Raw genomic sequence first — 24,661 nt, forward strand, 5'->3', positions numbered from 1 at the left:
TCGCGCCGCCAGTCGGCGACGAGTTCCAGCCACCCCTCAAGTCCGCAGTGGGCCAATCCGAACCTTAATACTCGGACGTCTGCCGACCTCGAAGCCGGGGATGGCCGTCCAGGCCCGAAAGGTCGCGTCATGTCCCTCGAGACCACCACCCGGATGCTGGCACCCTTCCTCGACCGATTCTCGGACGAGGAACTGGACGCGATCCCCTACGGAGTGGTCCAGTTGGACCCCGAGGGGCGGGTGCTCTCGTTCAACCTCGCCGAGGCGTACGAACTGGGGTGGGCGGAGGGGCGTCCCATCGGACGCGACTTCTTCAATGAGGTGGCGCCGTCGGCGTTCGTGGCCGACGTCTACGGGCGATATGTCGAGGCGTTGGCCTCGCGTCATCTCGACGACGTATTCCGGTTCACGTTCTCGCACCTGTTCATGCCGCGCACGGTGTTGATGCGCATGTACTACTCCATCCGCACCGGCACGGTGTGGATCTTCACCGCCAACCCAGACGGTTCGGCCATTGGCACCAATGCGCCGGTGTGCGACGTACGCGACGGGCCGCAACACCGGGTGGCCTGACACACAGCCCCTGCGGTACGTCGGTGGTCCGGTCATGAATCACGACGCGTAGCAAAGCACTTCGCGTACGCGCTCGCCCCACCCGTCGACGGTCGTCCACCTGGCCACCACGGCCGCATCAATGGCGTCGGGCGTTGACTCGAAGACCGCACGGATATCGCGCCGCCCGACCAGCCGTTCGAAGTGCCCGGTGCCGCCGGGATTGGCGGCAGTCGGATACGCAGCCCACTGAAACTGCCCGTCGTGAGTGCTGGCGATTGCCGCCATCAGCAACAGACCCAGCGCCACAATGCCAGGCCTACTCGCCGTCGCCCGGTTGACCTGAATGCTCTGGCACAATTCGCCCTTGTACGGTGCCATGGTCGGCGTGAAGTGCTGCGCGGTGCACCCAGTGTTCGGCGACAACCGGGCAATTGCCTGCAGCACACGTGCGCTATCCAGCCACGGGGCACCCACCCACTGAAACGGTCCATCGGTGCCGCGACCAACGCTGAGGTTCGTGGCCTCGAAAAGACACAGTCCGGGGTAGCATCGGGCGCTGTCGTACGTGGGCATGGCCGGGGACGTCGGCACCCAGGTCAATCCGGTGTCCGTCCAGTGCATCGCCCGACGCCAGCCAGCACATCGCACCACGGTGAGCGCGACCGCCGGAAACCGTTCGCGTTGCCACAATCGCGCGAGTTCCCCGAGCGTGAGTTGATGTCGCACGGGGATGACGTCCTCGCCGACGAATGAGCGGGTGGCGAGATCCAGCATCGGCCCCTCCGCCTGCGACAGCTCACCACCCAGCGGATTTGGCCGATCAAGCACCACCACTGGCACACCGGCGTCTTCGCAGGCCGCCAGCACGTGGTACAGCGTCCAGGTATAGGTATAGAACCGGGCACCGACGTCCGGAATGTCATAGAGCACGGCATCCACGTCACGGAGCGATTCTGCAGTAGGGCGCATATGGTGGCCGTACAACGACACCACCGGAAGCCCGGTGCGTGTGTCGAAGTCATCAGGCACCGCCGCGCCATCGGCGGCCGTTGCCGACAGCCCGTGCTCCGGACCGAAGAGTCGCACCAGCGGAACGCCGGCGTCGAGCATGGCCACGCGCGACAGCGCCGTCGTGTCGGCGGCCAGGCGGGCGGCGTCGTTGGTCACCAGTGCGACCCGTCGCGCGCCGGCCAAAAGCGACGGGTTACCGCACAGTCGATCGACCCCGAATTGGACGTGAGTGGACACGTGACAATGTTGTTCACATCCGATCGCCCTCGCCATGCCGCCGTCCGCAGTCCTCCTTGCCGGAACCGTCCGGGCACCGCACGTTCTCCTTGCGTGAGCGAAACTCCCCGCGCGTCGGGTTGGCGCGTCCTAATTGGCCGAGGATGAATCCATGGGTCTCATTTGGACACTGTGCATCGGTTTGGTCGCGGGTGCGATTGCCAAGTTCCTCATGCCGGGGAAGGATCCCGGCGGCTTCATCATCACGATTGTCCTCGGTGTGGCCGGTGCGTTTGTCGGCACCTGGCTGGGTCAGATGCTGGGGTGGTATGACCAGGGCGCGCAGGCGGGGCTGATCGCCAGCGTCATCGGCGCCATGATCCTGCTGTTCGTGTACCGACTGATCAAAGGCAAGCAGACCCCGTAGCGATCTCGGCACCGAACTGGGCCAGGCGCAGCGGTGGTACGGCTACACAATCAAGGGCATTATCTGGGACCTCAGTGACCAGATAATGCCCTTGTATGCGGCGCTGTTCTTCACGTTTTTTCGCGTCAAGCGGCTGATGTGACCGCCGTATACTGAATGGTGTAGAACATGACCCCCTGCGGTGAGATGATCCCGCAGAAGCGACCAACGCCTGGAATGTCGCGCACCGGCACGCAGATCGAACCACCGCGTGCCACCGCGTCGCCTGCGGTCGCGTCGATGTCGTTCACGGTGAAGTACACTGCCCAGTGCGGCGGCATGGAACCCATTTCCGGCGTGATCTGCATCATGCCCGCGACCGCCTCGTTCCCCAGCTTGAAACTCGTATAGGGCGCGCCCGGCATGGACATGACCTCGGTGGTCCAACCGAACAGCTGTGTATAGAACGCGGCCGCACCGTCGACATTGGTGGTCCTGGCTTCAAACCAGCTTGGCGCGCCGTGGAGCGTGCTGTCCGCCTCCATACCCGGTGACTGGCTGGGCTGCCACAGGTCGATATTGGCCCCGTTTGGGTCGCGACAGTCGGCCATGCGGCCTTGGGGGCCAATGTCGAAGGCCGGTTGCGCCGTCCCGCCGAGGGCATTGACGCTGGCCACCATCGCGTCGGCGTTGTCGACCCTGACCATGACGCCGATCCCGGGCGGCGTGCCGGGAGGCGTATTGGGGCCGTCCAGGTCGAACATGCCCCCAATGTCTCGCCCACTCACCTGGACGCGGTGTCCCATGCCTGGGATCTCAAGGTAGGTCCAACCGAGCAGTGCACCGAAGAACTCGCGCGCGGCGCCTGGGTGCGGCGTGAGGATATTGATCCAGCAGAAATCGCCCGTCTTTCGAGCGCCCGTCGTCATGTCGTCCTCCTCCATGTGGAAGGGGGAAATCGTCGCCTTGCCCAACGATGGCGTCAAGGCGCGCCAATCACGCGAGCTGCCCGACGTAGATGGTGTGTCGGGGACCCGATGTCGCATGGGCCCGCACCTTGGTCTCCGACACCGTGAGGCCCGCGTCACGGAGCGATTCCGCGAACGTCGGGTCGTCGTTGGACGACCAGTAGGCCAACCGACCTCCCTGCCGGAGGGCCGCCACGGCCTGGAAGATCCCCACCGACCGATACAAATGGGCGTTGCCGGCGGTCGTGAGGGGTTCGGCGCCATTGTCCACGTCCAGCATGATGGCGTCGAAGGCGCCGCGATGGCGCTTGAGCACGCGGGCCACGTCGTCGTGCAGCAACTCCACCCGCGGATCACGCAGCGCGGTGTCGGCCAGGGGATAGTCCGGGTTGCGATTCCAGTCGATCACCGCGTCCAGCAGCTCAACCACAACCACCTGCGCATCACCAGCCAGGACGCTCAGGGCCTTTTTGAGGGTGAAACCCAACCCCAGGCCACCAATCAGCACCCGCGCGCGGCGCTGAGCGGCCAGCGGTGCGCACACCAGCTCAGCCAAGGCGTCCTCGGAATGATGTCGCCGAGTGGACATGAGCTCGACGCCGTTGACGCGAATCACATAGGCGCCATCGTGCTCGAACAGCGCGAGCACGGTGCCATCGGGGGCGGTTGCTTCCCCCAAACGCCGGAAGGGTTTCATGCCGCAAGCTAGCGCGGGAGCGCGCGTCGGCGGAGGAGAATTCCGCCACAATCGATTGCTCTCGCAACCCCGGCTTGCCGCGCCGCGTTCTCTTAGCGATCCTTGCTTAAACCATTCCAGGAACCATCGCATCATGGCCGTTACAGACGTCTCAGATCCGCGGTATTACCACAAGGTGGTGGACTGTCAGTGGGCGTGTCCGGCTCACACCAACGTCCCCGGCTACCTCCGCCTGATCGCCCAAGGGCGGTACGATGATTCGTACCTGCTCAACCGCGAGTCGAACGTCTTTCCGGGCATCCTCGGGCGGACTTGCGACCGTCCCTGCGAGCCGGCCTGCCGGCGTGGGCGAGTCGAGGACACACCGGTCGCCATTTGTCGGCTCAAGCGCGTGGCCGCCGACCATCGCGGCGACATCTCCGACCGCCTGCCCAAGGCTCCGCTGATCAAGAACGGCAAGCGGGTGGCGCTGGTGGGTGCCGGGCCGTCGGCGCTGACCGTGGCCAACGACCTGCTGCCGTTGGGCTACGACGTCACCATCTACGAGAAGAACGTCCAGCCGGGCGGGCTGATGCGGGTGAACATCCCGGCGTTTCGCCTGCCGGCCCAGGTGCTGGACGAAGAGTGCGGCTATATCATCGACATGGGTGCCACGGTGAAGTACGGCACCACGGTCGAGAGCCTGTCGTCACTGCTGGGCGAAGGCTACGACGCGGTGTACGTGGGCAGTGGCGCCCCCAAGGGGAAGGAGCTCGATATCCCGGGCCGCTGGGACGCGCCCGATCAGGTCCACATCGGCATCGAGTGGCTGGCCAACATCCACTTCAAGCACAGCGAGACCATCGAGCCGCGGGTGATCATCATTGGCGTGGGCAATACGGCCATGGACTGTTGCCGCACGGCCAAGCGCGTTGGCGCCAAGGATGTGAAGGTGATTGCGCGTCGTGGCCGGAAGCATTTCAAGGCCTCCCCGTGGGAACTCGAGGACGCCGAGGAAGAGCACGTCGAGATCATCGAGAATCATGCGCCCAAGCGCTTCGTGGTCGAGCACGGCAAGCTGGTGGGCATGGAATTCGAGCGCCTGCAGTGGACGACCGACGCCACGGGCCGCGAGACGAGCACGGTGCTGGAAACGCGCCTCATCCCCTGCGACACGGTGATTCTCGCGATCGGGCAGGACAACGCGTTCCCGTTCATCGAGCGCGACATCGGCATGGCATTTGACGCGAAGGGCATGCCGGTGGTGGACAAGACCACCCATCAGAGCACGCGCCCCGAGGTGTTCTTTGGCGGCGACGCGGCGTGGGGACCCCAGAACATCATCTGGGCCGTCGCGCACGGACACGCGGCGGCGATCTCCATCGATGCGCACTGTCAGGGGCGTTCGGTGAGCGAGCGTCCGCCGGTGGGCATGACGCTGGTGAGCGCCAAGGTGGGGATGCACAGCTGGGCGTACGAGAACGACTACGACGCGTCCAAGCGCTCGAAGATGCAGCACGAGGATCTCACGAAGCGCTTCAGCGGGATCGGCGTGGAAGTCGAACTCGGGTTCACCGCCGAACAGGCGGCGACGGAAGTGCAACGCTGCCTGAATTGCGACATCCAGACGCACTTCACCGCGCCGTTGTGCATTGAATGCGACGCCTGCGTGGATGTGTGTCCCACCAATTGCCTCACCATCACCACCAACAGCAGCCCCATCGACGAGTTGCGCACGCGACTCTCGGCGCCGGCGTTGAATCTGGCGCAGGAGATCTTCGTGTCCCCCGCCCTCCCGCAAACCAAGCGCGTGATGGTGAAGGACGAAGATGTGTGCCTGCACTGCGGCCTCTGCGCCGAACGCTGTCCCACCGCGGCGTGGGATATGCGCACGTTCGACCTCAAGCTCGCGTACGCCGGACTAATTGACGGACAGGTGACCCGATGAGCGGCATCAACGATTTCGCGTTCAAGATGGGCACCGTGAACGGCACGGGCTCGGCCAGCGCCAACAGCTTGTTGATGCAGGCGATCTTTCGCATGGGCATCCCGGTCACAGGGAAGAACGTCTTCCCGTCCAACATTCAGGGCCTGCCCACGTGGTACGAAATCCGGGTCAGCAAGGACGGCTACACGGCGCGTCCATCGGCGGTGGACATGGTGGTGGCGCTCAATCCGTCCACGTACGCCAAGGACGTGGCCACGGTGCGCCCCGGCGGCTATCTGCTGTACGACTCCACCTGGCCGCTCGACCCCGATCTGGTGCGCGAAGGCATCACGATTCTGGGGATTCCGTTCGGTGGCATGTGCGTGGAAGCGTTCCAGAAGGACCGCGATCGCACGCTGCTGCGCAATATCGCCTATGTGGGCGCGTTGGCCGCGCTGCTCGACATCGACATGGATATCGTGGGGCAGATGCTCACCGAGAAGTACGGCAAGAAGCCGCAACTGCTTGATGCGAATCACAAGGCCATCAAGCTGGGCTACGACTACGCCAAGGCCAACTACACCTGTCCGCTGCCCTTCCGGTTGGAGAAGATGGACGCGACCGGCGATTCCATTTTGATGGACGGCAACACGGCCTGCGCGCTGGGCGCGTTGTACGCGGGAGCGACCGTTGGTGCGTGGTATCCCATCACCCCGGCCACGGCGTTGATGGAAGCGTTCAAGAGCTTCTGCGAGAAGTACCGCGTGGACAAGGACACAGGGCTCAACAACTACGCCATTCTGCAGGCGGAAGACGAACTCGCGGCGGCCGGCATCACCATCGGCGCCGGATGGGCGGGGGCGCGCGCGTTCACGAACACGTCGGGGCCCGGCATCTCGCTGATGCAGGAGTTCATCGGGCTGGCGTACTACACGGAAATTCCGTCGGTGTTTTTCGACGTGCAGCGCTGCGGGCCGGCCACGGGCATGCCCACGCGCACGCAGCAGGCCGACCTGATGTCGCTGGCGTATGCGTCACACGGCGATACCAAGCATATCGTGCTGTTCCCCGCCAACCCGAAAGAGTGCTTCGAGATGTCGGTGGAGTCATTCGACATTGCCGAACGGTTCCAGACGCCCGTGTTCGTGGCGTCCGATCTCGACATCGGCATGAACGACTGGATGGTGAAGCGCCTGGAATGGGATGACAGCTATCGCCCCGATCGCGGCAAGGTGCTGGACGCGGCGGCGCTGGAGAAGATCCAGAAATTCTCGCGCTATCTCGATGTGGACGGTGATGGCATTGCGGCGCGTACACTACCGGGTGTGGGTGGCAAGGGTGCGTATTTCGTGCGCGGATCGGGCCACGACAAGCATGCGGCGTACACCGAGGACTCCGACGCGTATCAGGAAGTGGTGGACCGTCTCACGCGCAAGTTTGCGCACGCGGCCACCCAGATGCCCAAGCCGGCCATTCATCGCCAGGACGGCGCCGAGGTGGGGTTGGTGACCGTTGGTGGCTGTGACGCGGCGGTGCGCGAGGCGGCCGACCTGTTGCACGCGCAGGGCATTCCGGTGGACGTGATGCGCATTCGCGCGTTCCCGTTTGGCGTGGAAGTGAGCGATTTCCTGGCGCAACACGAGCGGACGTTCGTGATTGAGCAGAATCGCGACGGCCAGCTGCGCTCGATGATTGGCATCGAGCTGGGTGTCGCGCGTGACAGCCTGATCCCCATTCTCGATTACGGCGGTATGCCGCTCACCGCGAAGGTCGTGGTGGACGCCGTGACCGCGCATTTCGCCGGAGTGACCGTATGACGTCGATTGCGAAGCCTCCCGTTCGTCACCCCAGTTCGCGCACCAATGGCCTGGGATTCGTGCTCCGCGACTACGAAGGTGCGATGTCCACGTTGTGCGCCGGCTGCGGCCACGACTCGGTCACGGCGGCGCTCGTGCAGACCGCGTGGGAACTCGATCTGGAACCGCATCGCGTGGCCAAGATGAGCGGCATCGGGTGCTCATCGAAGACTACGGCGTATTTCATGAAGCAGTCGCACGGATTCAACTCCGTGCACGGACGCATGCCCTCGGTGACGTCCGGCGCCGCCGCGGCCAATCGTGATCTCACCTATATCGGCATTTCCGGCGACGGCGATTCGCTGTCCATTGGCCTGGGCCAGATGTCGCACGCCATCCGGCGTGGCGTGAACATGCTGTACGTGCTGGAGAACAACGGCGTGTACGGACTCACCAAGGGCCAGTTCTCTGCCGCGGCCGATATCGGGTCGACGTCCAAGAAGGGCGAAGCCAACCAACAGCCTCCGATTGATCCGGTGCTGCTGGCGCTCACGTTGGGCGTCTCGTTTGTGGCCCGTTCGTTCTCGGGCGACAAGAAGCAGCTCGTGCCTATCCTGAAGGCCGGCATCTCGCACAAGGGATTTGCGCTGGTGGATGTGATCTCTCCGTGCGTGTCGTTCAACGACCACGAAGGGTCCACCAAGAGCTACAAGTTCACGCGCGAGCATGAGGTGGAATCGGTGCACACCGATTTTGTGGCCCTGCGGCGCGAGATCACCATTCCCGAGACGCAGGAAGACGTGTCGGTGGTGCAGATGCATGACGGCACGAGCGTGCGCCTGCGCGCCACGGCGCCGGATTACGATCCCACCGATCGCGAGTCGGCGTACGCGCACGTGCGCGCGTGTCAGGCCCGCGGCGAGATCGCCACGGGATTGCTGTTCATCGATGAAAGCAAGCGCGACATGCACGACTTCATGAACACGATCCCGACGCCGCTGGTGGACGTGCCGTTCGAGAAGCTGAGTCCGGGCAAAGCGGCACTGGAGAAGCTGATGGATCGCTATCGGTAGGCCTTACGGCCGACACAGATGGCCGACGCTGCGGGCCGACGCCGCGATCACTCGTCGACAATTCGTCGCGCACTCGACATTCTGCGCGACGAAGGCGTCATCCCGCTGATCTTCAGGATCCTCGGGGAGACCGTGTACCGGCGGATGCTGGTGTTCGAGACTGACCTTGTGGGGCAGGTGTTTGCGCCCGACGAACACTGCCGATGGTTGCGCACCGACGAGGTGGGGGCGTACGCACGGTTTCACCCGGCGCTCTCCGAGGACGAGGTCAAGCGCCGCCGGCAGGCGGGCCATCGGTGCTGGGTGTATGCGGACGATGACGGCCGCATCGTGCACGGGTTCTGGTTCGCTGCCCAGGGCGCGTGGCTGGAGTATCTGCAAATGGAACTGCGACTCGAGCCCGGGCAGGTGTATTTGTATCAGTCCTGGACTGCCCCGGAGCACCGCGGGCGGGGCCTGGCACCCACGACGGCGCGGGCATTGAAGCACGTGTTGAAAGCCGAGGGCATCGCGCGCACCGTGGCCTGCGTGCAGCCCGACCGCGCCGTCGTCTACTCAACCCATGCTCGCAGCGGCGCCACACCCACCGCGTACATTGGATGGTTCCGGATCGGGCCGTGGCGCTGGACGTTCCGCCGAACGACCGATCACCTGCCTTTCTACGCCCCCGCGCCACGCACCCAAACGCCGACGACGGCGTGAAGGCCAGTCTGCCATCGCGGATCGCGTGGTCGGCGTACACGTTCGCGCAGGCGCGTCGGGAAACGCGCATTCCCTGGCTGCCGACCGAGCGACTGCTGACAATCCAGCGCCGCCGGGTGCAGCACATCGTCCGTTACGCGCAGCGACACGTGCCATTCTACCGCGACGCGATGGCGACGCTGGGACTTCGGCCCGACGAGTTCCGCGACGCCGACGACCTCGCCCGGTTGCCCTTGATTGACGGCGCAACCTACGGCGCGGATCCCGCGCGTTTCCAGTCGACGGACGAGCGCCTCGGCGATGTCCTGACGATCAGTTCCAGTGGTACGACCGGCCGCACGAAGGCCTTCCGCTATGACGGCCGGGCCCTCGTGCTGGCCCTGGCGCACGGGCATCGTCAGCGGCATGTGCTCGCGCATTTCACTGGCCGCCTCGCAGGGTACCGCGAGCTCAACCTGCAGCGGGACGGATCGGTCTCCACCCAGATCCGGAACTACTACGAGGAGCACCTGTGGACACCGCGGCGTGTCGACCTGACGCGCGAGTCGCTGACCCCCGGGGAGTTGCCGCTTGCGGCGGAAGTGGCGCGGATCAATGCGTTTCGCCCCGATGTCATCATCGGCTACGGTTCGTATCTGGGCGCTCTCTACCGGTCGATCAACGCTCGCGGGCTGACGATGCACACGCCCACGGTGCTCGTGTATGGCGCCGACGGCATGGCCGCCGCCGACCGTCGCTACATCGAACAGCAGCTCGGGATTCCCGTGGTGTCGATGTACCAGTCCACCGAATCGCTGCGCATCGGATTCCAATGCGAACGGCGACAGGGACTGCATCTGAGCATCGATGCGGTCGCCGTGCGCGTCGTCGATACGGACGGTCGCACGGTGGCGCCTGGCGAGGCGGGGCACGTGGTGCTCTCCAATCTCACCAATCGCGCGACGGTGCTGCTCAACTATCGGCTGGGCGACGTGGCCGTGCGCGGTACCGAAGCCTGCGCGTGCGGTCGCACGCTGCCGTTGCTTGAATCGCTGGAAGGCCGGTCCGACGACCTGATCCGCCTTGAGGACGGCCGGACGCTGCACGCGCTCCAGGTTTTGCGGCGGCTGCGCGACGCGGCGGGCGAGGACCGGGTGCAGCTCGTTCAACAGGCGCCGCGACGTTTCCTCGTGCGCGTGGTCAACGACAGCGGCGGCGAGCGGGAGGCGGTGGCCGGCCGGCTGACGGTGGAGATTGGCGCGCTGATCGGTGAGCGATGTGACGTCGCGATCGAGTGGGTTGACGTGCTGCCAACCGAGGCCAATGGCAAGACGCGCATGGTCATCTCGCACGTCTCGCCGTGATCGGCCGACTGCGCACACTCGGCACGCTCTGGCGCAACCGGACACTGGCACCCGAACAGTTGGAGGCGCTGCAGCTGCGCAAGTTCCAGGCGGTCGTCGAGGCGGCGCGGCGCGAGGTGCCATTCTACCGCGACCTGTACGCGGCGGCGGGCATCGAGCCGGGTATGCCGCGCACGATCAACGACGTGCGTGGGCTTCCCATCGTGACCAAGGCACAGATGCGTGCGGCGGGTCCGGAAGCGCTGGTATCGACCCGGCCGGCCTCACCGCGTCGCGTGACCATGCACACCAGCGGCACGACGGGCGAGCCCCTCAACATTCCCCTGGCCCCCGCGGATGCGCAGATACGCAGCCTCGTGGATTTCCGCGGATTGCTCTCGCTGGGATTTCGTCCGTGGGACACACTGGTGACAGTCGGCCCAGGCTACCAGCGCGCAACGGCATGGCAGGAGCGGCTGGGAGTGTTTCGCACCATTGTGATTCCCGGTGCACTGCCCCTCGACGAACAGGTGCAACGCCTTCGTCTCGCGCGGCCAACGGTTCTTTGGTGCTACGCATCGGAGCTGGGCGCCCTGCTGCGCCATCCGGACCGGCCCCTGCGGGACGTAACGCCACGGTTCGTGATCGTCTCCGGGGCGTCGCTGGACGCATCCGTTCGGCGTGCCGCAGAGACCGAGCTGTCCTGCGAGGTGTTCGTATCCTATGCCTGCATGGAGGCGGGGCGCATCGCGATCCAGTGCCCTTCGAATAACGATCTACACGTCAATGCCGACCACCTGTTCATGGAGATCAGGCAGGGAAATCAGGCGGCGCCGTGGGGTGAGGTTGGCGAGGTCGTCCTCACCACGCTCAACCAGTCGACCATGCCGTTCATTCGATACCACGTGGGTGATCGCACCGCATGGACGCGCGCGGCGTGTACCTGCGGGAGCACACTGCCGACGATTCGCGCCCCCGAGGGTCGTCAGGAGACGCTGTTGCGGTTCCCCGGTGGCGAGGTACAGTCACCAACGCGCTGGTTCCTCATCCTGCGGGAACTGGACGTCGTCGGCCGCTACGTCGTCATCCAGGAGGCGCTCGACTGGATGCGTGTGGAGATCGTGCCCACGCGACCGTGGAACGCGGGCGAACAAGACGCGCTGAACCAACGACTGCGGGTCGGGCTTCCGTCGTCGGTGCGCCTGGATCTCGACACCGTTGAGCGATTGCATGAGCAGCCCGGTAAGTTGCGCCAGATGATCTCAAAGCTTCCAGTACCCTGACGCATGGATGCCGTATGGGAACGCATGGCGGCAGCCGACACGCCATCCTGGTACCTGCATCCTCTGGTCGCGCAACAGAAGCGCGAGGTGCACCTGGCCTGGATACGGCGGTGGCAGTGGCAGCTCCGGCCAGGGCTGGTGCTCAAGACAGACCTGTTCGAGGATGCGTTCGGCGACGACACGCTGCTGCCGGCATTGCTCGCTGATGGCCAGCGCATCGTGGGCATCGACTGGTTGCCGCCGGTCGTTCGTCGCGCGGCGCAGCGGTTTCGCGGCGCGGCGCTGCTGCCACTCGCGGCGGACTGTCGATCACTGCCCCTGGCGTCCGCCTCGGTCGCGGCCGTGCTGTCACCGTCCACGCTCGATCACTTTCCGTCGCCTGCCGATTTCGACCAGTCCATAGCGGAACTCGCGCGCGTGATCGAGCCGGGCGGCCTGCTGCTCATCACGCTCGACAATCCGCATAACCCGCTGTACTGGGCGTTGCGCCTGCTCAGTCGCGCGGGATGGACGCCCTTTCCGATCGGCTACACGCCCGCTCCCTCCACGCTCGATCGGCGGCTGCAAGCGGAAGGCTTCGAAGTGCTGGGACGTGAGTGGCTGGTGCACAATCCGCGGCTGGTGACGACGGCCCTGTTTGTCACGCTGCAGAAGCTGCTGGGGCGGCGTGCCGACCCGCTGGTAGCGATGCTGCTGTCGTTGTTCGACATGTTGGGCGGGTTGCCGACGAGGTCGATCACGGCGTGCTTCGTAGCCACCTGCGCGCGAGCGCGTGACACAGGGAATCGTTAGCCGCAATCGCGAAGGATCAGACCACCGCCCCAGCCGGACTGCTCAGCCGCCGATCACGAAGCACGTGCTGTCGGACTTGATGGCACTCAGCTTCGTCTGCATGGATCGATCGCGTCCCTGAAACTGGACGTACGCCTTCAGTCGGATCATGCCCGTGCCGCAGTTGCCGGCGTTGGTGCTGAGGCTACCCGGTGGTGTCAGGAACCCGGTGATCCACGTGGTGCTGCCTTCTACGGCCGACTTTGTCGAGCCTTCCGTGAACGGTACCCACGACGCGCCCCTGAATCCCTCGTTGGTGCTGATGCGCACTTCGAGGGGCTTGAGCCCGGCGCGCTCATACTTGATGCGCACTGCGCTCGCGGTGGCATCGAACTTGACCGACCGCAGGGTGATCACTTCGATCACGCTGGCCGGATCTGACCGCGGCTGAAGCACCTGCGCGGCAGTGAGGCGGGGGGCAACGATCGCGATGATCGCGAGGGCGAGCCGGCGAATTCTCGGCATGTTGTGGCTCCTGAAAGATAGAGGGTGGCGGTTGGTGGCATGAGGCAACGACGACAGCGATGGGCGCACGGATGTCACTGATATTTCGTGGTAAACGTGAGGCTCGACGTTGGCGAAGGTTCGCCACAGTTTTTCGCGCGCAAATCAATGGTTACCGTCGCGCCGATGGGCACGGTCACGACAGCGCTCAGCCCGGTGACCGTCCGGGCCTCCAACGTCCGACCGCCGCTGTGTCTCACCGTGAGCAGGTATTCATTGAGAGGTGCCCCCTGCTGTCCGCTTCGGTCCGCCAACGACCACCGAACGGTGATGCCGGTTGGCGACGTTGATGCGGCGGCGAAGCTGATCGTACTCCCGTTGACCGGCGCGGTCATCGCGGGTGCCCCGATGGAAGGGTTACTCACGCACGTCACGCCGGTTGGAGGCGCAGCGGCATAGTGGAAATCCCAGGTGCCATCAGCGTTGGACTGTGTGTACGTGTTGGGATCACTGGACGCGGTGGATTCGATGCCGAAGAGGTACGTCGATGGATTGGTTGAACAGCTGCTGCTCCTCGTCAGCGTCGCCGTGAACGTCGCATTCGCCTGGGTACCACCTCGCGAGACATTGGTCACCGTGTGACAGGCGAGTCGCACGACGTTCGGTGTGCCGAAGTCGACACCAGTCGCGGTCATCACGATTGGCGCGCCAACCTGCACGGTCGATGGGACGGGGTTGAACGTCACGTTCTCGATGAGTCCCTTACGCACCACTTTGAATGTGAACTTGTCTGAGAATCCCACCGCGATCTGTACGGTGCCACCAGCACTCGCACTGGACGGGACGTTCACATTCATTTCGATATACCCCACCTGTCGCCCGCCACTTCCGGTGGTACGACCATTCGAGATTGCGGAGAGGCTCGCGCCAGTCGCTTTCACCTGATCGAACGGGACCAGATCGATCAAGTCCTTGATGATCCGTACGGTCGACGTGTGTTGGCGGCGCAGTTCCGGGCTCCCGGAAAGCTCATAGAATGCGTCACCGGTTCCCGTTGCGAAATCGTGGACCTTGATGCCTTGCGCCGGTGATACCGCAGGTGCGAACAACACAACGGCAAACGCGGATACGGTGAGGAGGTGACGGACGTGGGACATGGTGACTTGCTCCGAAAGCGAGGATCGGTGGAACGCGGCGGCACGCAATAGACGCGACTCCCGCCACGGGATTCTCAGTGACGCCAGGTCACGGCGGATTGACCAACAGCGTCACGGCGCGTCGCTCGGTGCCGATGCTCACCACAACGGTCAGCGTCACCGGCGTCGACACACGCGCCGCGATCACCCTCACTTGCGCGGTGCGTCCAGGTTCCAGCGTGACCGAGGCCGGCATCACCACCAGATCCGGTCGACTGCACACCATCTGCACGACGACGGCGGCCGTCAGGGCACTGGTGGGCACGATGGACAAGAGGACGGCCGAACCGCCGGCCACCTGTACTGACGAGAGGGTGGCCGATGCAATGACGCCCGCCGAGCGCGCGACTGGGGTCACGGTCAGGTCGGCGAACGCGCCATGCGTCGATTCCCCCGTGATGACCGTGTTGGCCGACCCATCGACAACGCCGCCAAGCGGTGCGGGAGCGCGCGGCAGATCGGCGGTCACGGCAGACGCGCTGATCCGTGCCGCCAACGGCGCATCAACCACCGACGTCGAGATCGCTGCATTCACACGATTGCTACCCGCGGGAACGCGCACACTCGACGGCACCGTCACTCCAGGCACCGACGAGACCATGGTGACCTCGAGTGGGTTTCCGGCCACCGGGAGATTGAGTGTGATCGTGGCCGTCGACGGCGCGCCGCCGGCAACCGTCGCCGGTGCAAGCGTCACCGAGGTCACGCGTAGTGCCAGAAGACTCACGGACGCGTTGATTGGCGGCGAGACCGGCGCGTCGCTCATTTGCACCGTCGTGCCTGCCACCAGCCGGATGTCCACGTCCTGCGACACGGCGCGCGTGGCAAGCGGAATCACGACGCTTTCGCTTCCCGCCGCCACCACCGCGCCGCCGGTCACTGTCGCCAACGCATTCGATACGGACAGGGCCACACCCATTCCGGATGCCGGCGCCGGTCCGGACAATTGCACGCGAACGGTGGCGGTGGCGCCACCCACCAGACGCGTGGCCGACGGTGTGAGGGCGACGACGACGGGCGCGAGGACCGTGAGTGGCGCGACTACCCGCATCGCCATTCCCGCAGGCGGCGTGATCACCGCCGTAATCAGCGCCGCCGCGTCGGTCGCCACAGGCGTCGTCGCGATTCGAAACGTGGCGCGCTTGCTCCCTGCTGCAATCGTAACGGTTGAGGGCACCGTGATGCCGGTGACAACCGCCCCGCGCGCGCCCGGCGCCACGGCGATCGCGACCGTGACGCCGCCGGTCGGCGCCTCGGCAGCGAGCACAATCGTTGCCAGAGCGGACTGACCGCCCGGCATCGAGCGGGGGACCACCACCAGCGAATCGCCGGACGCGGAGTGCCGGACGGAGGGCGCGCGCGCATGGGCGCCTGTCGCCGCGTTGAGCCCGGCGACAGTGGCCAAGGTGATGAGCAAGTTCGTGCGCATGGATATCGGACGGGTGGAGGCCGGTAGCTGAAACCGTTGTCGGGAAAAGAGACGTGTCAGGACCACATCCGTTCTCACGTTCGACCAAACGGGACTCCGGCGCGGACGGCGACCTGAGAAGGATCCGGCCATGGCCGCGTCCATTCGTCACGCTATGCTGCCGGCCTCCAACGTCCTCCGCTCCCATTTCGCCAACCGTCGTCGGCTCGCGTCCGTCGCGGCCATCTCACTCAGTGCATCCGTCTCGGCGGCGCAATCCGTCAATCCGGCACCGATTGCAGTCGTGCCGATGATCGACACCGCACGCGCGCTGTCCGCGATGAGCACGCTCGAGTTCGCGCTCAATCGTCCGCTTGGCGCCGACGATGGTGAACTGGTGCTCACGGTGGGTGGCGTCGACGTCACGGCATTTGTTGAGCGCACCGGACAGGGGCTCGCATATCGCCCCACCTTCGCGCCGATTCCCGCCGGCACCACCGAGGTCGTGCTCTTTCAGAAACGGGGTGCCCGGTGGACCGAGTTGCGCCGCCTGTTGCTCACCGTGCGTACCGTGTCCGGTTTCACGCACATCGTGGCAACGCCGTCTGCCACGTTCGGCAACAAGGGGCAGGTGGCCGAAGGCCGATCGCGTGGCATTCCCGAACCAGAACGTCCGATCTATCAGGATGTCGTGTTCAACGGGTCCCTTCAGACTGTCCACGAGCGATCGCGCTTCACCCTCGAGACGTCGTCCGCATACGTCGGGTCCTCACGCCGCGAGGAGGCCTTGCGGTTCAATCAGCAGCAGGAGCGCGCCCCACGCCTTGACCTGTCGGATTTTCGGATCGTGCTGCGCGCCGGCGCCGGCCGTCTCACCATCGGACAGACGTCGTTCGGTGAAAGCCGCCAACTGATCAACGGATTCTCCTCTCGCGGAGCGTCGCTGGCCTGGGCACGCGGCGGCACGCGGCTGGTCGTTGGGGCGCTCAACGCCGCGCCGCTCGTGGGGTGGGACCACCTGATCGGCATGGATCACGCCAATCACCGGGTACTCGGCGCCTCGATCGCACGCGAGTTGATTGCGCGCCGCCCCGGTGCCCTCACGCTGGACGTCACCGTGCTCAATGCGTCCATGCTGCCACTGAATGGCTTTCGCCAGGGGGCGGTGCTGGATGCAGAACAGAGCGCCGGGAGTTCGGTGCAACTATCCATGACGACACCCGGACAGCGTATGCGCTTTGCGGGCGGCGTATCGCGCAGCCGGTTCGACAACCCGCCACTGGATCCGCAACTCACGGGCGACACCATTGTGCGGGCCGTGGAGCGTGAATCGCGCGGCGCGCGTTTTGTCGAATCGAACGTTTCCGTACTGCAGAATCGGACGGTGCGCGGCGTCGGCGTCGTCAATCTGGGACTTGGCTATCGGCATGAGCGCGTCGATCCGTTGTATCGCAGCGTCGCGGCTCCGTTACAGGCCGACCGACAGATCCATGGCAGCGATGCCACGTTTGCCGTGGGCGTGATATCCGGACAAGCGGGATGGTCGTGGTCGCGAGACAATCTCGGGCGCATCAGCACCATTCTCACCACACGCGATCAGTCGAACTCGATGAATTTTGCGGTGCCGGTCGCGCAGCTGTTTCGCGTCAAACGTGCCACCACCGCGTGGCCGACGATCACGCTGGCGTTCAACCAAGTCCACCAACGCGCCGACGGCGAGCCTTCAGGCGGCACCTTCCGCCCGCAGGATCTGCCCGATCAACTCAGCACCAACCGCGACCTCGGCGCCCAATGGCAGTTCGGACGCTGGCACGTTGCCGCCCGCCGGAACCGCAGTCATCAGGACAACCGCCAGATCGACCGCGAACGAGCCGACTTCGCGGCCGGCTCCGATGCGTTGTCGGTCGGCACGGAGCTGGGGGCCACGGCCGATATGGCACTCGACCTCGGCGACGATTTCCAGCGGTCAGAGGAACGTGCCGAGCGCACGGACACGCGTCGCGTCACACTCAATACCAATTTGCGACGCGGGCAGGGCGCGTCGCTCGTGCTGGCGGTGTCGCTGCTGCACACGCGGCCACCCGCAGGGCCGACCACCATCAACAGCGAACAGCGCATCGAACTCACGCAGCCCCTGGCGATGTGGCGCGACGCTACCGGCGGCGCGCGGGGACAGCTCTTCGTGCGCTTCGCCCGCTCAACGGCGCGATTGCCGGACTTCCTGCTCGCCGACACCAATCCGATGGCGCGCATCTCGCAACGGCAGTGGGCGGTCTCGTCGGGTCTCAACCTGCGGGTGTTCTGATGACACGTCCCGCTCACGTCGCGGCCTGCGCCCTGGTCACCCTGACAATCAGTGCAACGTTGTCGCAAGGCTTGTCGGCACAAGTGCGCGTGAACCCTACCGGCGTCAGCGTCAACGCGATGAACGCCACCACGGTCTTCCTCACGTTTGGTGGCGTATCGGCAAATCTGCGACCTGCGGAGGCATTCTGGTGCGGTGAACTGGTGAGCGCGGCACCGGACCGCGGGAGCCGCTGCAGCCCCAGCACCATCTTCGGACGACTCCCCGCGCGATACGATCTCGCCCGGCGCAGTGGTCAGAATGCGTTCACCGACATCATGTCCATTCCCGCGTCAGTCAGTCGGCGCGCCTATCAGGACGCGCGCCGGGGCGCAGTCGCGACGTTCTTCTATGTGCGCCGGTTCGAGAGTCTCGTTGGTGGCGCCGATGAATTTGTCGCGGTCACCTGTCGGCTGACCGGTGGCGAGGCGAAAGTACCGTTCGCCCTGACCGATGTGCGGGTGTCGTTCGACGGGGGCGACCAGGTGCAGTTTCTGCGTGCCGGCGACACGCCGCCGCCGTTCGCCGCGCGGATCACCCACAATGGAACCGGTCGTCTGGTGGGTCGCTGGGAAGTGGTCATGCCTGGCGAGGAAACGCCGTCGACAGACGATTTGCTCACGGAGGCCAGTTTGCCGCTCGAGCAACGTACCCAGCAGCGCCGCTTTTCGCCGGTGCAGCGGTTCAATCTGTTCGCTCCGCCGGGTGGCACCATCGTGTTGCCGGGACCCGATCCGAAACGGCTGCCAACCTCGGCGGAAGGATCATATCTCGTGTTGTTGCGCATCGAGGCCAGCGACGATCGCGAAGGCGACTCGGATCTGGGCGCCACCGGCGGCGGATCCGGCATCGTGCACTCGGCGGCCGTCGCGGGTTTTCCGATGCCGGTCTTGCGGTATGTGGTGATGGGTGACGGTGCCCCGATCGCGCGAGATGGCGCGACTCGACTCGCGTTGCTCGAACCCGCCGATGGTGGCGCGGCCCGCGCCGACTCGTCCTTCCGGTTGCGGTGGAGCGCGGAACCACGTGCGAACGCCTATCGCGTTGACCTGCAGTCGGTCTCGGGCACTCCGGTGCTGAGCGCGCTCGTGCCCCGTGGGACGACGCTCTATGAGGCACCGACGCTGGTCTGGCAGCGCGCGAACTCCGGACGTCTTCGCTGGCGTGTGACCGCGCTGGACGGGGTCGGAAGGGCAATTCGGCAGAGTGGCTGGCGCGGCGTCGTTACCGGCGTCAAATCTGGTGATGTGCGTCCCGACGTGGAGTCCCTTCACCCATGACGTCACCGTTTCGATCCCTCCGTATCGTACGTGACGAGTCCCCGGCAAGCGAGCCGCCAGCGCGCGAACCAGATGCGTCGATACCTGACGCCGAGGTCTCGCGAGCACTCAGCGACCTGCTGGCGCGTTTCGACGCCTTCATTCGGCGCACCGCGTCGCGACACGGACTGGCCGGCCAGGACGTCGACGATGTGGTTCAGGATTTGCGCGTGCGCGTCTGGAAGTCATTCGGAACGGCCGAACTGATTCGCCGCGCGAAGCCCACGTACATGTATCGCGTGGCCGTTTCGGCATCACTGGACATCATCCGTCGGCGGCGCGCCGTGAAGTCGTCGGCCACGGCACTCGATGACGTCCATCCGTCAGCGCTGGTGGACGATCGGGCTTCGGCCGACGCGCGCCTCGCGGCCAGTGAATTGGGCCGCGCAGTACACGAGGCCCTTGGCATGCTGGCCGAGTCGCGCCGCGGTGTGGTGCGCATGTATTTGTCCGGGTATGACCGTTTCGAGATCGCCGACCTTCTCGGGTGGACGGAAGGAAAGACCCGCAACCTGTTGTATCGTGGTCTCGACGACCTGCGCCACGTGCTGGCGTCGCGCGGGATCACCAGGGAGAGCCTGTGATGAGCGACGAACGATTGCGCGAAGCCTACGAACAGGGATTACCACGGGGTGACGTGCGCCCCGCCCTCGATGACGTGGCTGCCGAGCGGCTCCGCAAGCTGGTGGAGCGCGAAGGGAGTGACGACGATAGACTGCACACCCTCGACACGCAGCTCGCGAGCGCCGAGGGACGTCGTGAACTGGAGATCGTGTGGGCGGCAGCCCGCGCGGCGCGGCCCCGTCGTGCGCGTGGAACAACGTGGGCAACGGCCGCCGGTGTGCTGCTGGCTGTTGGTATCACCGGCACGTGGCTCGCCGATCGCCGCGAAGCGCCGGCGCTGCGTGCTGAGGCGTCACCGATCACTCTGGTGGCCCCGGTCGGTGCACGCGACGCCGCCAACGCCTCCCGATTCGTGTGGCGCTCGCTGCGCGATGCCGATCGCTACACACTCGTGGTCGTCGACACCGCCGGCAACGAAGTGTTCGCGGCCGAGACGCGCGACACCGCGATCACCATGCCGGACTCGGTGCACTTGCTGGCAGGACGCGAATACCTCTGGTGGGTGCAAGCGACCACTCGCGCAGGCGCGTCGGTCACTGCCGTCACGCAACGCCTGGTAATTACCGCGCCGTAGCGTCGCGCAACGACGGTCTGGCGCTGCGCAGCCACGCAATCGGTGACAGCAACGGCTGCGAGAGCGGGACGCGCATGGACCCGTCGCCGATGATCGAGTAGCTCCCCCAATCCGCAATGCTGACGCCGTCACGGATCGCGGCGAGTTTTGCCTGACGCAGCGCATCATCGACGCGCAGACCGGTGGCCATCGCCGCGTAGAACCGATCGATGAAGGGCACGACGCTGCGATCACCAATGGACCAGTGCGTAGCGACCACCGCCCGCGCGCCCGCCTCGAGAAACGGGGCGGTCAGTCCGCGCAGCCCCTCGCCGCCCAGCACTTGCCCCCCTGACGACCGGCAGGCTGACAAGACGACCAACGGGCCGTGCAAGTCCAGTTGGGCGACCTCCCCCGGCGACATGAATCCGTCAGACGTCCCACTGGGCGTAAGCGCCAGTGCCGTACCGGTCTGGCTTTCCGGATCCACCAAAGCGTGCGCCGCCACATGCAGCACCGCGACACGACGCCAGTCCATTCCCTGCAGGGCGTCCTCGCTCGCCTCGCCAGCCAGCAGCAGGGTACTGTGCACCCCGTATCGTGCGACGCGTCGCGCTTCATCCCCGGAGAACGGCAGTCGGGCCAGCGTGATGCCATCGAACGGAACGGCAGCGGGTGCCCGAAGGGACACGTTGCGCGCGTTGCGTGTCGGCCGGGATACCGGATAGCGCGGATTGCCGAACGCGATCAGTCGATCGCCGGACGCACTGGCGATCGTGCGGAGTGCCAGCCATGCAGTGGCCGACGGCGCGGTGGAGATCGTGGCGCGTTCCACCGCGAAGCGTCCATCGGGCAGACGCAGGGCATCGAACGGAATGCGATTCAATTCGCCGTCTGGCGACACGGTGAACCGCGTCACGCTGGCCGGCACGGCAGAAAAGATTGGCGCCAACAGCGCCGTCCCCAGTCGCTTGCTCGGCGCAATGGCCTCGGTTCCCGCGACCGCCAGTTGCGCAAAGACCTGGATATCCGGCAGGAGCGCCCGTCGTCCCGGAAGGGCTCGACTCACGACGGAGTCGCGGGTGACGACGATGGCGGTGGTCGCCGATTCGTCGAGCCCCAGCATGAACGACACATAGGCCTCATCAGCCGCAAGGACGCGCTGCAATTCTGTCAGCGTGACGATCGGTGCGGCATCGCGTTCGGGGCGCAACGCGCGCGCTGCGGCGCTGGTGTCACGCAGTTGCGCTGCCGCGCGCAGGGATCGTTCCACAATGTCACGCGCACGAATGTGTTCGATGAAGTCGAAGGCTACGGCGTTTCGGCCGCGGCCGGCGAGTTGGGCAACGAGATCCGGGTACACATCCGCCAATCCGCCCCAGTTGTTCCGCAGCTGCGCCATCGACGCCGTGATGCCCTTGTTCATCGGGTACCGACGCCACTGATCAAGGGCGTTGGTGATCGCGCCCAGTGCCGAATCGGCCATCGCGGCTCGATCGCGACGCAGCGCGACCTGTGCTTCGCGCGCCGCGACCGTGATCGCCGCGAGCCGCAGATCGGCGCGTCGCCACTCGCGCGACGTGGTGGTGGTACGAAGCAACGAGTCAGCCACGCCCAACTGTCCTCGGCGCATCGCCACGCCGGCGCGCAGCACGGTCTGCTCGTTGCGAGCGCCCTCGTTCGTCCGGCCAAGGCTTGCCGCCGTCGCCATCGTACGCTCGGCACTGTCAAGTTGACCCAGACGCATCTGCGCGCTGGCGCGTGCCGAGAGCGCGGGCAGTGCGTTGAGCGGCAGACCCGCAGCGACATAGGCATCATACGCCTCCGCGTATCTCCCGATTGCGCTCGGCAAATCACCTGACGCTTGCAGCGCGTCAGCCTCGAAGCGTCGGGAATTGGCAACGCCCCACCGGTCGTTGCGGGCGGCGTGCGAGATCGCCGCCAAGGACGCGTGCTGACGGGCCTGTCCCACGTCGCCCAATGCCAGATGCAACTCGGCCAAACCCGAGTGCGCCCAGGCCTCCACCGACTCGAAACGTGTCACGCGCGCCGCAATGATGGCCTGCTCGAGCAGCACACGCGCGTTGGCGAACACGTTCGTCTGGACGAGGACGTACCCGTACCACTGACTGGCCAGCGCGGTCCCCACGTCATAGCGAATGCGCGCGAAGTGTGCGAGCGCCATTCGTGCCTGTATACCCGCGCCGACGAAGTATCCCCGGCGCTCCGCAGACTGCGCGAGCGACAAACGGCAGTTCCCGGCGACGCGCCACAGTCTGAGTCGTTCGGCGTTTTCGGCGCCGGCTTCGATGCGGTGCCGACCCGTGGTATCCCCCAGCTGCTCATCGATGGCACCGATGACGCACAGTCGCTGCGCGCTGTCCTGTGCGCTTGGCCGTTCCAGCAACGCCCACCATGCATCGAGGAGTGCCCGTCCCGCCTTCACGCCGTGCGATCGCTGCCGCAACTGCGCCAATCCCAGGACGGCTTCCGCCTCTACGAGCGGCGAGTCGGCGCGCTGCGCCGTCGCGCGTGCCTCACCGAACAAGCTGTCGGCGCGCGCCGATTCGCTGCCAAGTGCGCGCCATTGCGCCATCCCGACTTGTGCCATGGCGCGCCACACCAGACCCACCTCCGTACCGCGAGCATCGAGGAGCCGGTACAGGGAGTCGGCACGCTCGTAGCGGTAGCGTGCGCGCGCATAGCTGGCCACCGCCAGCATGGCTTGCGGTTGGCGTGGGCGGCTGGCCAGTGTCAACTGCCACGCGCGCTCCAACGATTGTCCACCATCCCGATCGATGGCGACCTGAATCTCGCGCACGATGCGAACGGGTTCGGGCAGCGCCGCACCCTGCATGAGCGCGCCCGTCAGCATCAACGCAAGGATCATCGGGCGGCGTGGGCGAAACGTATGAGTGGGTCGCGGACTCTGCTGCGCAGTATCAGGCGTGCGGTGAGGATGGTCAAGCGCGCGTCGTCACTCAGGCTTCGTCGCGACAAGGCAGATGCTGTCGGCCAGGACGTTGCTCTCAGCAACGACCGGCGTGAGGCTGCGTTGGCCGTTCACGATGCGCACCTCGTCACCCAGCGTTGAGCGCACCTGCAGGAACAGGCGCAGTCGGCGCACCGAACCCGGCACATCGCAGCCCAGCGTAGAAAGCCCCGCGACATTCACCAGTTCAGGGCGTCGGGTGTAGGGGAGCCAGGCGGCGCCGGCAAAGTCCGCTCGCGAGCTCACCCGATAGGATGTGGGAACAGTCCCCACCACCGTATGCGAGAGCACGATGGTGGCATCTGGAGACGACGTCGCGGCGCCGTCGTTGAGCGCGAACACCGTCAGGACCGGCGGCTGACGTACGGCCCCGGGCTGTACCGTGGCCGACTGACTGACGGCTGCGGCCACCGCCAACGACAAGAAGCGAAACGCTCGATTGATCACGAAGAGAATGGACGCATGGATGCCAGGATATGCTCAGTCGGCCTTGACACGATATATCGCAAGCACTATCGTACGATATAACGTACGATCTATCGTGCGCTATATCGTCACGGACTTCTCGGATACGATCCATGACTACTCGGCTGCTCGTTGCGTTCGCCTTGGTGGGTTTCCTCTCTGCACCCGGCTCGGCTCAGGCTCCCGATCCGACCAAAATGGTCGGTCACTGGACCGGAACCGGCACGTTCTTCGATGCCGACCTGCTGAAGCGCGTGGGGCCGTTGGCGATCGAGTTGACCATGCGGCCTGACGGGACGGGATCGGGTCAGTTGGGTGGCGCCGCGATTCGGGTCCTTCACTCGCGGCCGACGCGCGATGTGCTGCAGGTCCGTGCCGACCTCGCGGGTTCACCGGCGCAGGATGCAGCGCTCCGGAAGCCGTACCTGTTTTTCGTGATCACGGCCGCCAGCGACAGCACGTTGCAGGGCGAGTTCCATCTCAAGTCGAACCGCTTCTACGATCCGTGGATGCGAGAGGGGCGACTGCGCCTCACCCGCGTGCCCTAGGC

At 65.6% G+C, this 24,661-nt stretch carries 22 protein-coding genes; 14 read left to right on the forward strand and 8 right to left on the reverse strand.

Annotation, left to right across the window (positions count from 1 at the left end):
* Nucleotides 1–129: 129 nt before the first annotated feature.
* On the forward strand, nucleotides 130–573 hold the full coding sequence (locus IPP90_04075) for a hypothetical protein (GenBank protein MBL0169900.1): 444 nt from the start codon (nucleotides 130–132) through the stop codon (nucleotides 571–573).
* Nucleotides 574–612: 39 nt separating this feature from the next.
* Here IPP90_04075 and IPP90_04080 read toward each other — a convergent pair whose 3' ends face one another.
* Nucleotides 613–1,803 carry a DUF1343 domain-containing protein gene (locus tag IPP90_04080; protein MBL0169901.1) on the reverse strand — a complete coding sequence of 397 codons (1,191 nt, stop codon included), beginning with the start codon at nucleotides 1,801–1,803 and terminating at the stop codon, nucleotides 613–615.
* Nucleotides 1,804–1,954: 151 nt separating this feature from the next.
* On the opposite strand from IPP90_04080, the gene IPP90_04085 reads away from it, so the two are divergent.
* Complete coding sequence (locus tag IPP90_04085; GenBank protein ID MBL0169902.1) at nucleotides 1,955–2,209, forward strand: GlsB/YeaQ/YmgE family stress response membrane protein; 255 nt, start codon at nucleotides 1,955–1,957, stop codon at nucleotides 2,207–2,209.
* Nucleotides 2,210–2,334: 125 nt separating this feature from the next.
* On the opposite strand, the gene IPP90_04090 is transcribed toward IPP90_04085, so the two are convergent.
* Both IPP90_04090 and IPP90_04095 read right to left on the reverse strand, forming a co-directional pair.
* Nucleotides 2,335–3,117 carry a VOC family protein gene (locus tag IPP90_04090; protein MBL0169903.1) on the reverse strand — a complete coding sequence of 261 codons (783 nt, stop codon included), beginning with the start codon at nucleotides 3,115–3,117 and terminating at the stop codon, nucleotides 2,335–2,337.
* Between the two features lie 67 nt (nucleotides 3,118–3,184).
* Nucleotides 3,185–3,853, reverse strand: coding sequence for a hypothetical protein (locus tag IPP90_04095; GenBank protein MBL0169904.1), 669 nt, complete (start codon nucleotides 3,851–3,853; stop codon nucleotides 3,185–3,187).
* A 133-nt stretch (nucleotides 3,854–3,986) separates the two neighbouring features.
* Between IPP90_04095 and IPP90_04100 the strand changes: the two genes are divergently transcribed.
* The 7 genes from IPP90_04100 to IPP90_04130 are packed head-to-tail and all read left to right on the forward strand — an operon-like array spanning nucleotide 3,987 to nucleotide 12,727.
* On the forward strand, nucleotides 3,987–5,780 hold the full coding sequence (locus IPP90_04100; GenBank protein ID MBL0169905.1) for an FAD-dependent oxidoreductase: 1,794 nt from the start codon (nucleotides 3,987–3,989) through the stop codon (nucleotides 5,778–5,780).
* Nucleotides 5,777–7,576 (forward strand): 2-oxoacid:acceptor oxidoreductase subunit alpha, encoded by a 1,800-nt coding sequence (locus IPP90_04105; GenBank protein MBL0169906.1) that lies wholly within the window; start codon nucleotides 5,777–5,779, stop codon nucleotides 7,574–7,576. The genes IPP90_04100 and IPP90_04105 overlap by 4 nt, the downstream gene beginning before the upstream one ends.
* Entirely contained in the window at nucleotides 7,573–8,628 is a 1,056-nt protein-coding gene (locus tag IPP90_04110; GenBank protein ID MBL0169907.1) for a 2-oxoacid:ferredoxin oxidoreductase subunit beta, read from the forward strand. The genes IPP90_04105 and IPP90_04110 overlap by 4 nt, the downstream gene beginning before the upstream one ends.
* Before the next feature lie 18 nt (nucleotides 8,629–8,646).
* A complete protein-coding gene (locus IPP90_04115) occupies nucleotides 8,647–9,330 on the forward strand; it encodes a GNAT family N-acetyltransferase (GenBank protein MBL0169908.1) in 684 nt (227 codons plus the stop codon).
* Nucleotides 9,327–10,673 (forward strand): phenylacetate--CoA ligase family protein, encoded by a 1,347-nt coding sequence (locus tag IPP90_04120; protein MBL0169909.1) that lies wholly within the window; start codon nucleotides 9,327–9,329, stop codon nucleotides 10,671–10,673. Before IPP90_04115 ends, IPP90_04120 begins: the two co-directional genes overlap by 4 nt.
* Nucleotides 10,670–11,935, forward strand: a complete 1,266-nt coding sequence (locus tag IPP90_04125; protein ID MBL0169910.1) for a phenylacetate--CoA ligase family protein — start codon at nucleotides 10,670–10,672, stop codon at nucleotides 11,933–11,935. The genes IPP90_04120 and IPP90_04125 overlap by 4 nt, the downstream gene beginning before the upstream one ends.
* Before the next feature lie 3 nt (nucleotides 11,936–11,938).
* Nucleotides 11,939–12,727: a class I SAM-dependent methyltransferase gene (locus tag IPP90_04130; protein ID MBL0169911.1), complete on the forward strand. Its 789-nt coding sequence runs from the start codon at nucleotides 11,939–11,941 to the stop codon at nucleotides 12,725–12,727.
* Between the two features lie 42 nt (nucleotides 12,728–12,769).
* On the opposite strand, the gene IPP90_04135 is transcribed toward IPP90_04130, so the two are convergent.
* The 3 genes from IPP90_04135 to IPP90_04145 all read right to left on the reverse strand — a co-directional run bounded on the left by IPP90_04135 (nucleotide 12,770) and on the right by IPP90_04145 (nucleotide 15,835).
* Nucleotides 12,770–13,231: a hypothetical protein gene (locus IPP90_04135; GenBank protein ID MBL0169912.1), complete on the reverse strand. Its 462-nt coding sequence runs from the start codon at nucleotides 13,229–13,231 to the stop codon at nucleotides 12,770–12,772.
* A 74-nt stretch (nucleotides 13,232–13,305) separates the two neighbouring features.
* Nucleotides 13,306–14,367: a hypothetical protein gene (locus tag IPP90_04140; GenBank protein ID MBL0169913.1), complete on the reverse strand. Its 1,062-nt coding sequence runs from the start codon at nucleotides 14,365–14,367 to the stop codon at nucleotides 13,306–13,308.
* A gap of 88 nt (nucleotides 14,368–14,455) precedes the next feature.
* Nucleotides 14,456–15,835: a hypothetical protein gene (locus IPP90_04145; protein ID MBL0169914.1), complete on the reverse strand. Its 1,380-nt coding sequence runs from the start codon at nucleotides 15,833–15,835 to the stop codon at nucleotides 14,456–14,458.
* Nucleotides 15,836–15,965: 130 nt separating this feature from the next.
* Between IPP90_04145 and IPP90_04150 the strand changes: the two genes are divergently transcribed.
* Genes IPP90_04150 through IPP90_04165 form a run of 4 tightly spaced genes read left to right on the forward strand, consistent with a single transcriptional unit; the run spans nucleotide 15,966 to nucleotide 20,675 of the window.
* On the forward strand, nucleotides 15,966–18,119 hold the full coding sequence (locus tag IPP90_04150) for a hypothetical protein (GenBank protein MBL0169915.1): 2,154 nt from the start codon (nucleotides 15,966–15,968) through the stop codon (nucleotides 18,117–18,119).
* The gene (locus IPP90_04155) at nucleotides 18,119–19,438 is read left to right on the forward strand and encodes a hypothetical protein (GenBank protein MBL0169916.1); all 1,320 of its coding nucleotides are present in this window, start codon (nucleotides 18,119–18,121) and stop codon (nucleotides 19,436–19,438) included. The genes IPP90_04150 and IPP90_04155 overlap by 1 nt, the downstream gene beginning before the upstream one ends.
* Nucleotides 19,435–20,061, forward strand: coding sequence for a sigma-70 family RNA polymerase sigma factor (locus tag IPP90_04160; protein MBL0169917.1), 627 nt, complete (start codon nucleotides 19,435–19,437; stop codon nucleotides 20,059–20,061). Before IPP90_04155 ends, IPP90_04160 begins: the two co-directional genes overlap by 4 nt.
* The gene (locus IPP90_04165; GenBank protein MBL0169918.1) at nucleotides 20,061–20,675 is read left to right on the forward strand and encodes a hypothetical protein; all 615 of its coding nucleotides are present in this window, start codon (nucleotides 20,061–20,063) and stop codon (nucleotides 20,673–20,675) included. The genes IPP90_04160 and IPP90_04165 overlap by 1 nt, the downstream gene beginning before the upstream one ends.
* Here the strand turns inward: IPP90_04165 and IPP90_04170 are convergent.
* Nucleotides 20,662–23,544 (reverse strand): CHAT domain-containing protein, encoded by a 2,883-nt coding sequence (locus tag IPP90_04170; GenBank protein ID MBL0169919.1) that lies wholly within the window; start codon nucleotides 23,542–23,544, stop codon nucleotides 20,662–20,664. The genes IPP90_04165 and IPP90_04170 overlap by 14 nt on opposite strands.
* An 87-nt stretch (nucleotides 23,545–23,631) precedes the next feature.
* Nucleotides 23,632–24,093, reverse strand: a complete 462-nt coding sequence (locus IPP90_04175) for a hypothetical protein (protein ID MBL0169920.1) — start codon at nucleotides 24,091–24,093, stop codon at nucleotides 23,632–23,634.
* A 131-nt stretch (nucleotides 24,094–24,224) separates the two neighbouring features.
* On the opposite strand from IPP90_04175, the gene IPP90_04180 reads away from it, so the two are divergent.
* On the forward strand, nucleotides 24,225–24,659 hold the full coding sequence (locus IPP90_04180) for a hypothetical protein (protein ID MBL0169921.1): 435 nt from the start codon (nucleotides 24,225–24,227) through the stop codon (nucleotides 24,657–24,659).
* Nucleotides 24,660–24,661 lie beyond the last annotated feature (2 nt).

It is taken from the genome of Gemmatimonadaceae bacterium (assembly GCA_016720905.1).
Lineage (GTDB): Bacteria > Gemmatimonadota > Gemmatimonadetes > Gemmatimonadales > Gemmatimonadaceae > Gemmatimonas.

Coding starts and splice junctions, on each gene's coding strand:
- IPP90_04075 (MBL0169900.1), top strand. CDS start 130: ATGTCCCTCGAGACCACCACCCGGATGCTGGCACCCTTCCTCGACCGA.
- IPP90_04085 (MBL0169902.1), top strand. CDS start 1,955: ATGGGTCTCATTTGGACACTGTGCATCGGTTTGGTCGCGGGTGCGATT.
- IPP90_04090 (MBL0169903.1), bottom strand. CDS start 3,117: ATGACGACGGGCGCTCGAAAGACGGGCGATTTCTGCTGGATCAATATC.
- IPP90_04095 (MBL0169904.1), bottom strand. CDS start 3,853: ATGAAACCCTTCCGGCGTTTGGGGGAAGCAACCGCCCCCGATGGCACC.
- IPP90_04100 (MBL0169905.1), top strand. CDS start 3,987: ATGGCCGTTACAGACGTCTCAGATCCGCGGTATTACCACAAGGTGGTG.
- IPP90_04105 (MBL0169906.1), top strand. CDS start 5,777: ATGAGCGGCATCAACGATTTCGCGTTCAAGATGGGCACCGTGAACGGC.
- IPP90_04110 (MBL0169907.1), top strand. CDS start 7,573: ATGACGTCGATTGCGAAGCCTCCCGTTCGTCACCCCAGTTCGCGCACC.
- IPP90_04115 (MBL0169908.1), top strand. CDS start 8,647: ATGGCCGACGCTGCGGGCCGACGCCGCGATCACTCGTCGACAATTCGT.
- IPP90_04130 (MBL0169911.1), top strand. CDS start 11,939: ATGGATGCCGTATGGGAACGCATGGCGGCAGCCGACACGCCATCCTGG.
- IPP90_04135 (MBL0169912.1), bottom strand. CDS start 13,231: ATGCCGAGAATTCGCCGGCTCGCCCTCGCGATCATCGCGATCGTTGCC.
- IPP90_04140 (MBL0169913.1), bottom strand. CDS start 14,367: ATGTCCCACGTCCGTCACCTCCTCACCGTATCCGCGTTTGCCGTTGTG.
- IPP90_04145 (MBL0169914.1), bottom strand. CDS start 15,835: ATGCGCACGAACTTGCTCATCACCTTGGCCACTGTCGCCGGGCTCAAC.
- IPP90_04150 (MBL0169915.1), top strand. CDS start 15,966: ATGGCCGCGTCCATTCGTCACGCTATGCTGCCGGCCTCCAACGTCCTC.
- IPP90_04155 (MBL0169916.1), top strand. CDS start 18,119: ATGACACGTCCCGCTCACGTCGCGGCCTGCGCCCTGGTCACCCTGACA.
- IPP90_04160 (MBL0169917.1), top strand. CDS start 19,435: ATGACGTCACCGTTTCGATCCCTCCGTATCGTACGTGACGAGTCCCCG.
- IPP90_04165 (MBL0169918.1), top strand. CDS start 20,061: ATGAGCGACGAACGATTGCGCGAAGCCTACGAACAGGGATTACCACGG.
- IPP90_04170 (MBL0169919.1), bottom strand. CDS start 23,544: ATGATCCTTGCGTTGATGCTGACGGGCGCGCTCATGCAGGGTGCGGCG.
- IPP90_04180 (MBL0169921.1), top strand. CDS start 24,225: ATGACTACTCGGCTGCTCGTTGCGTTCGCCTTGGTGGGTTTCCTCTCT.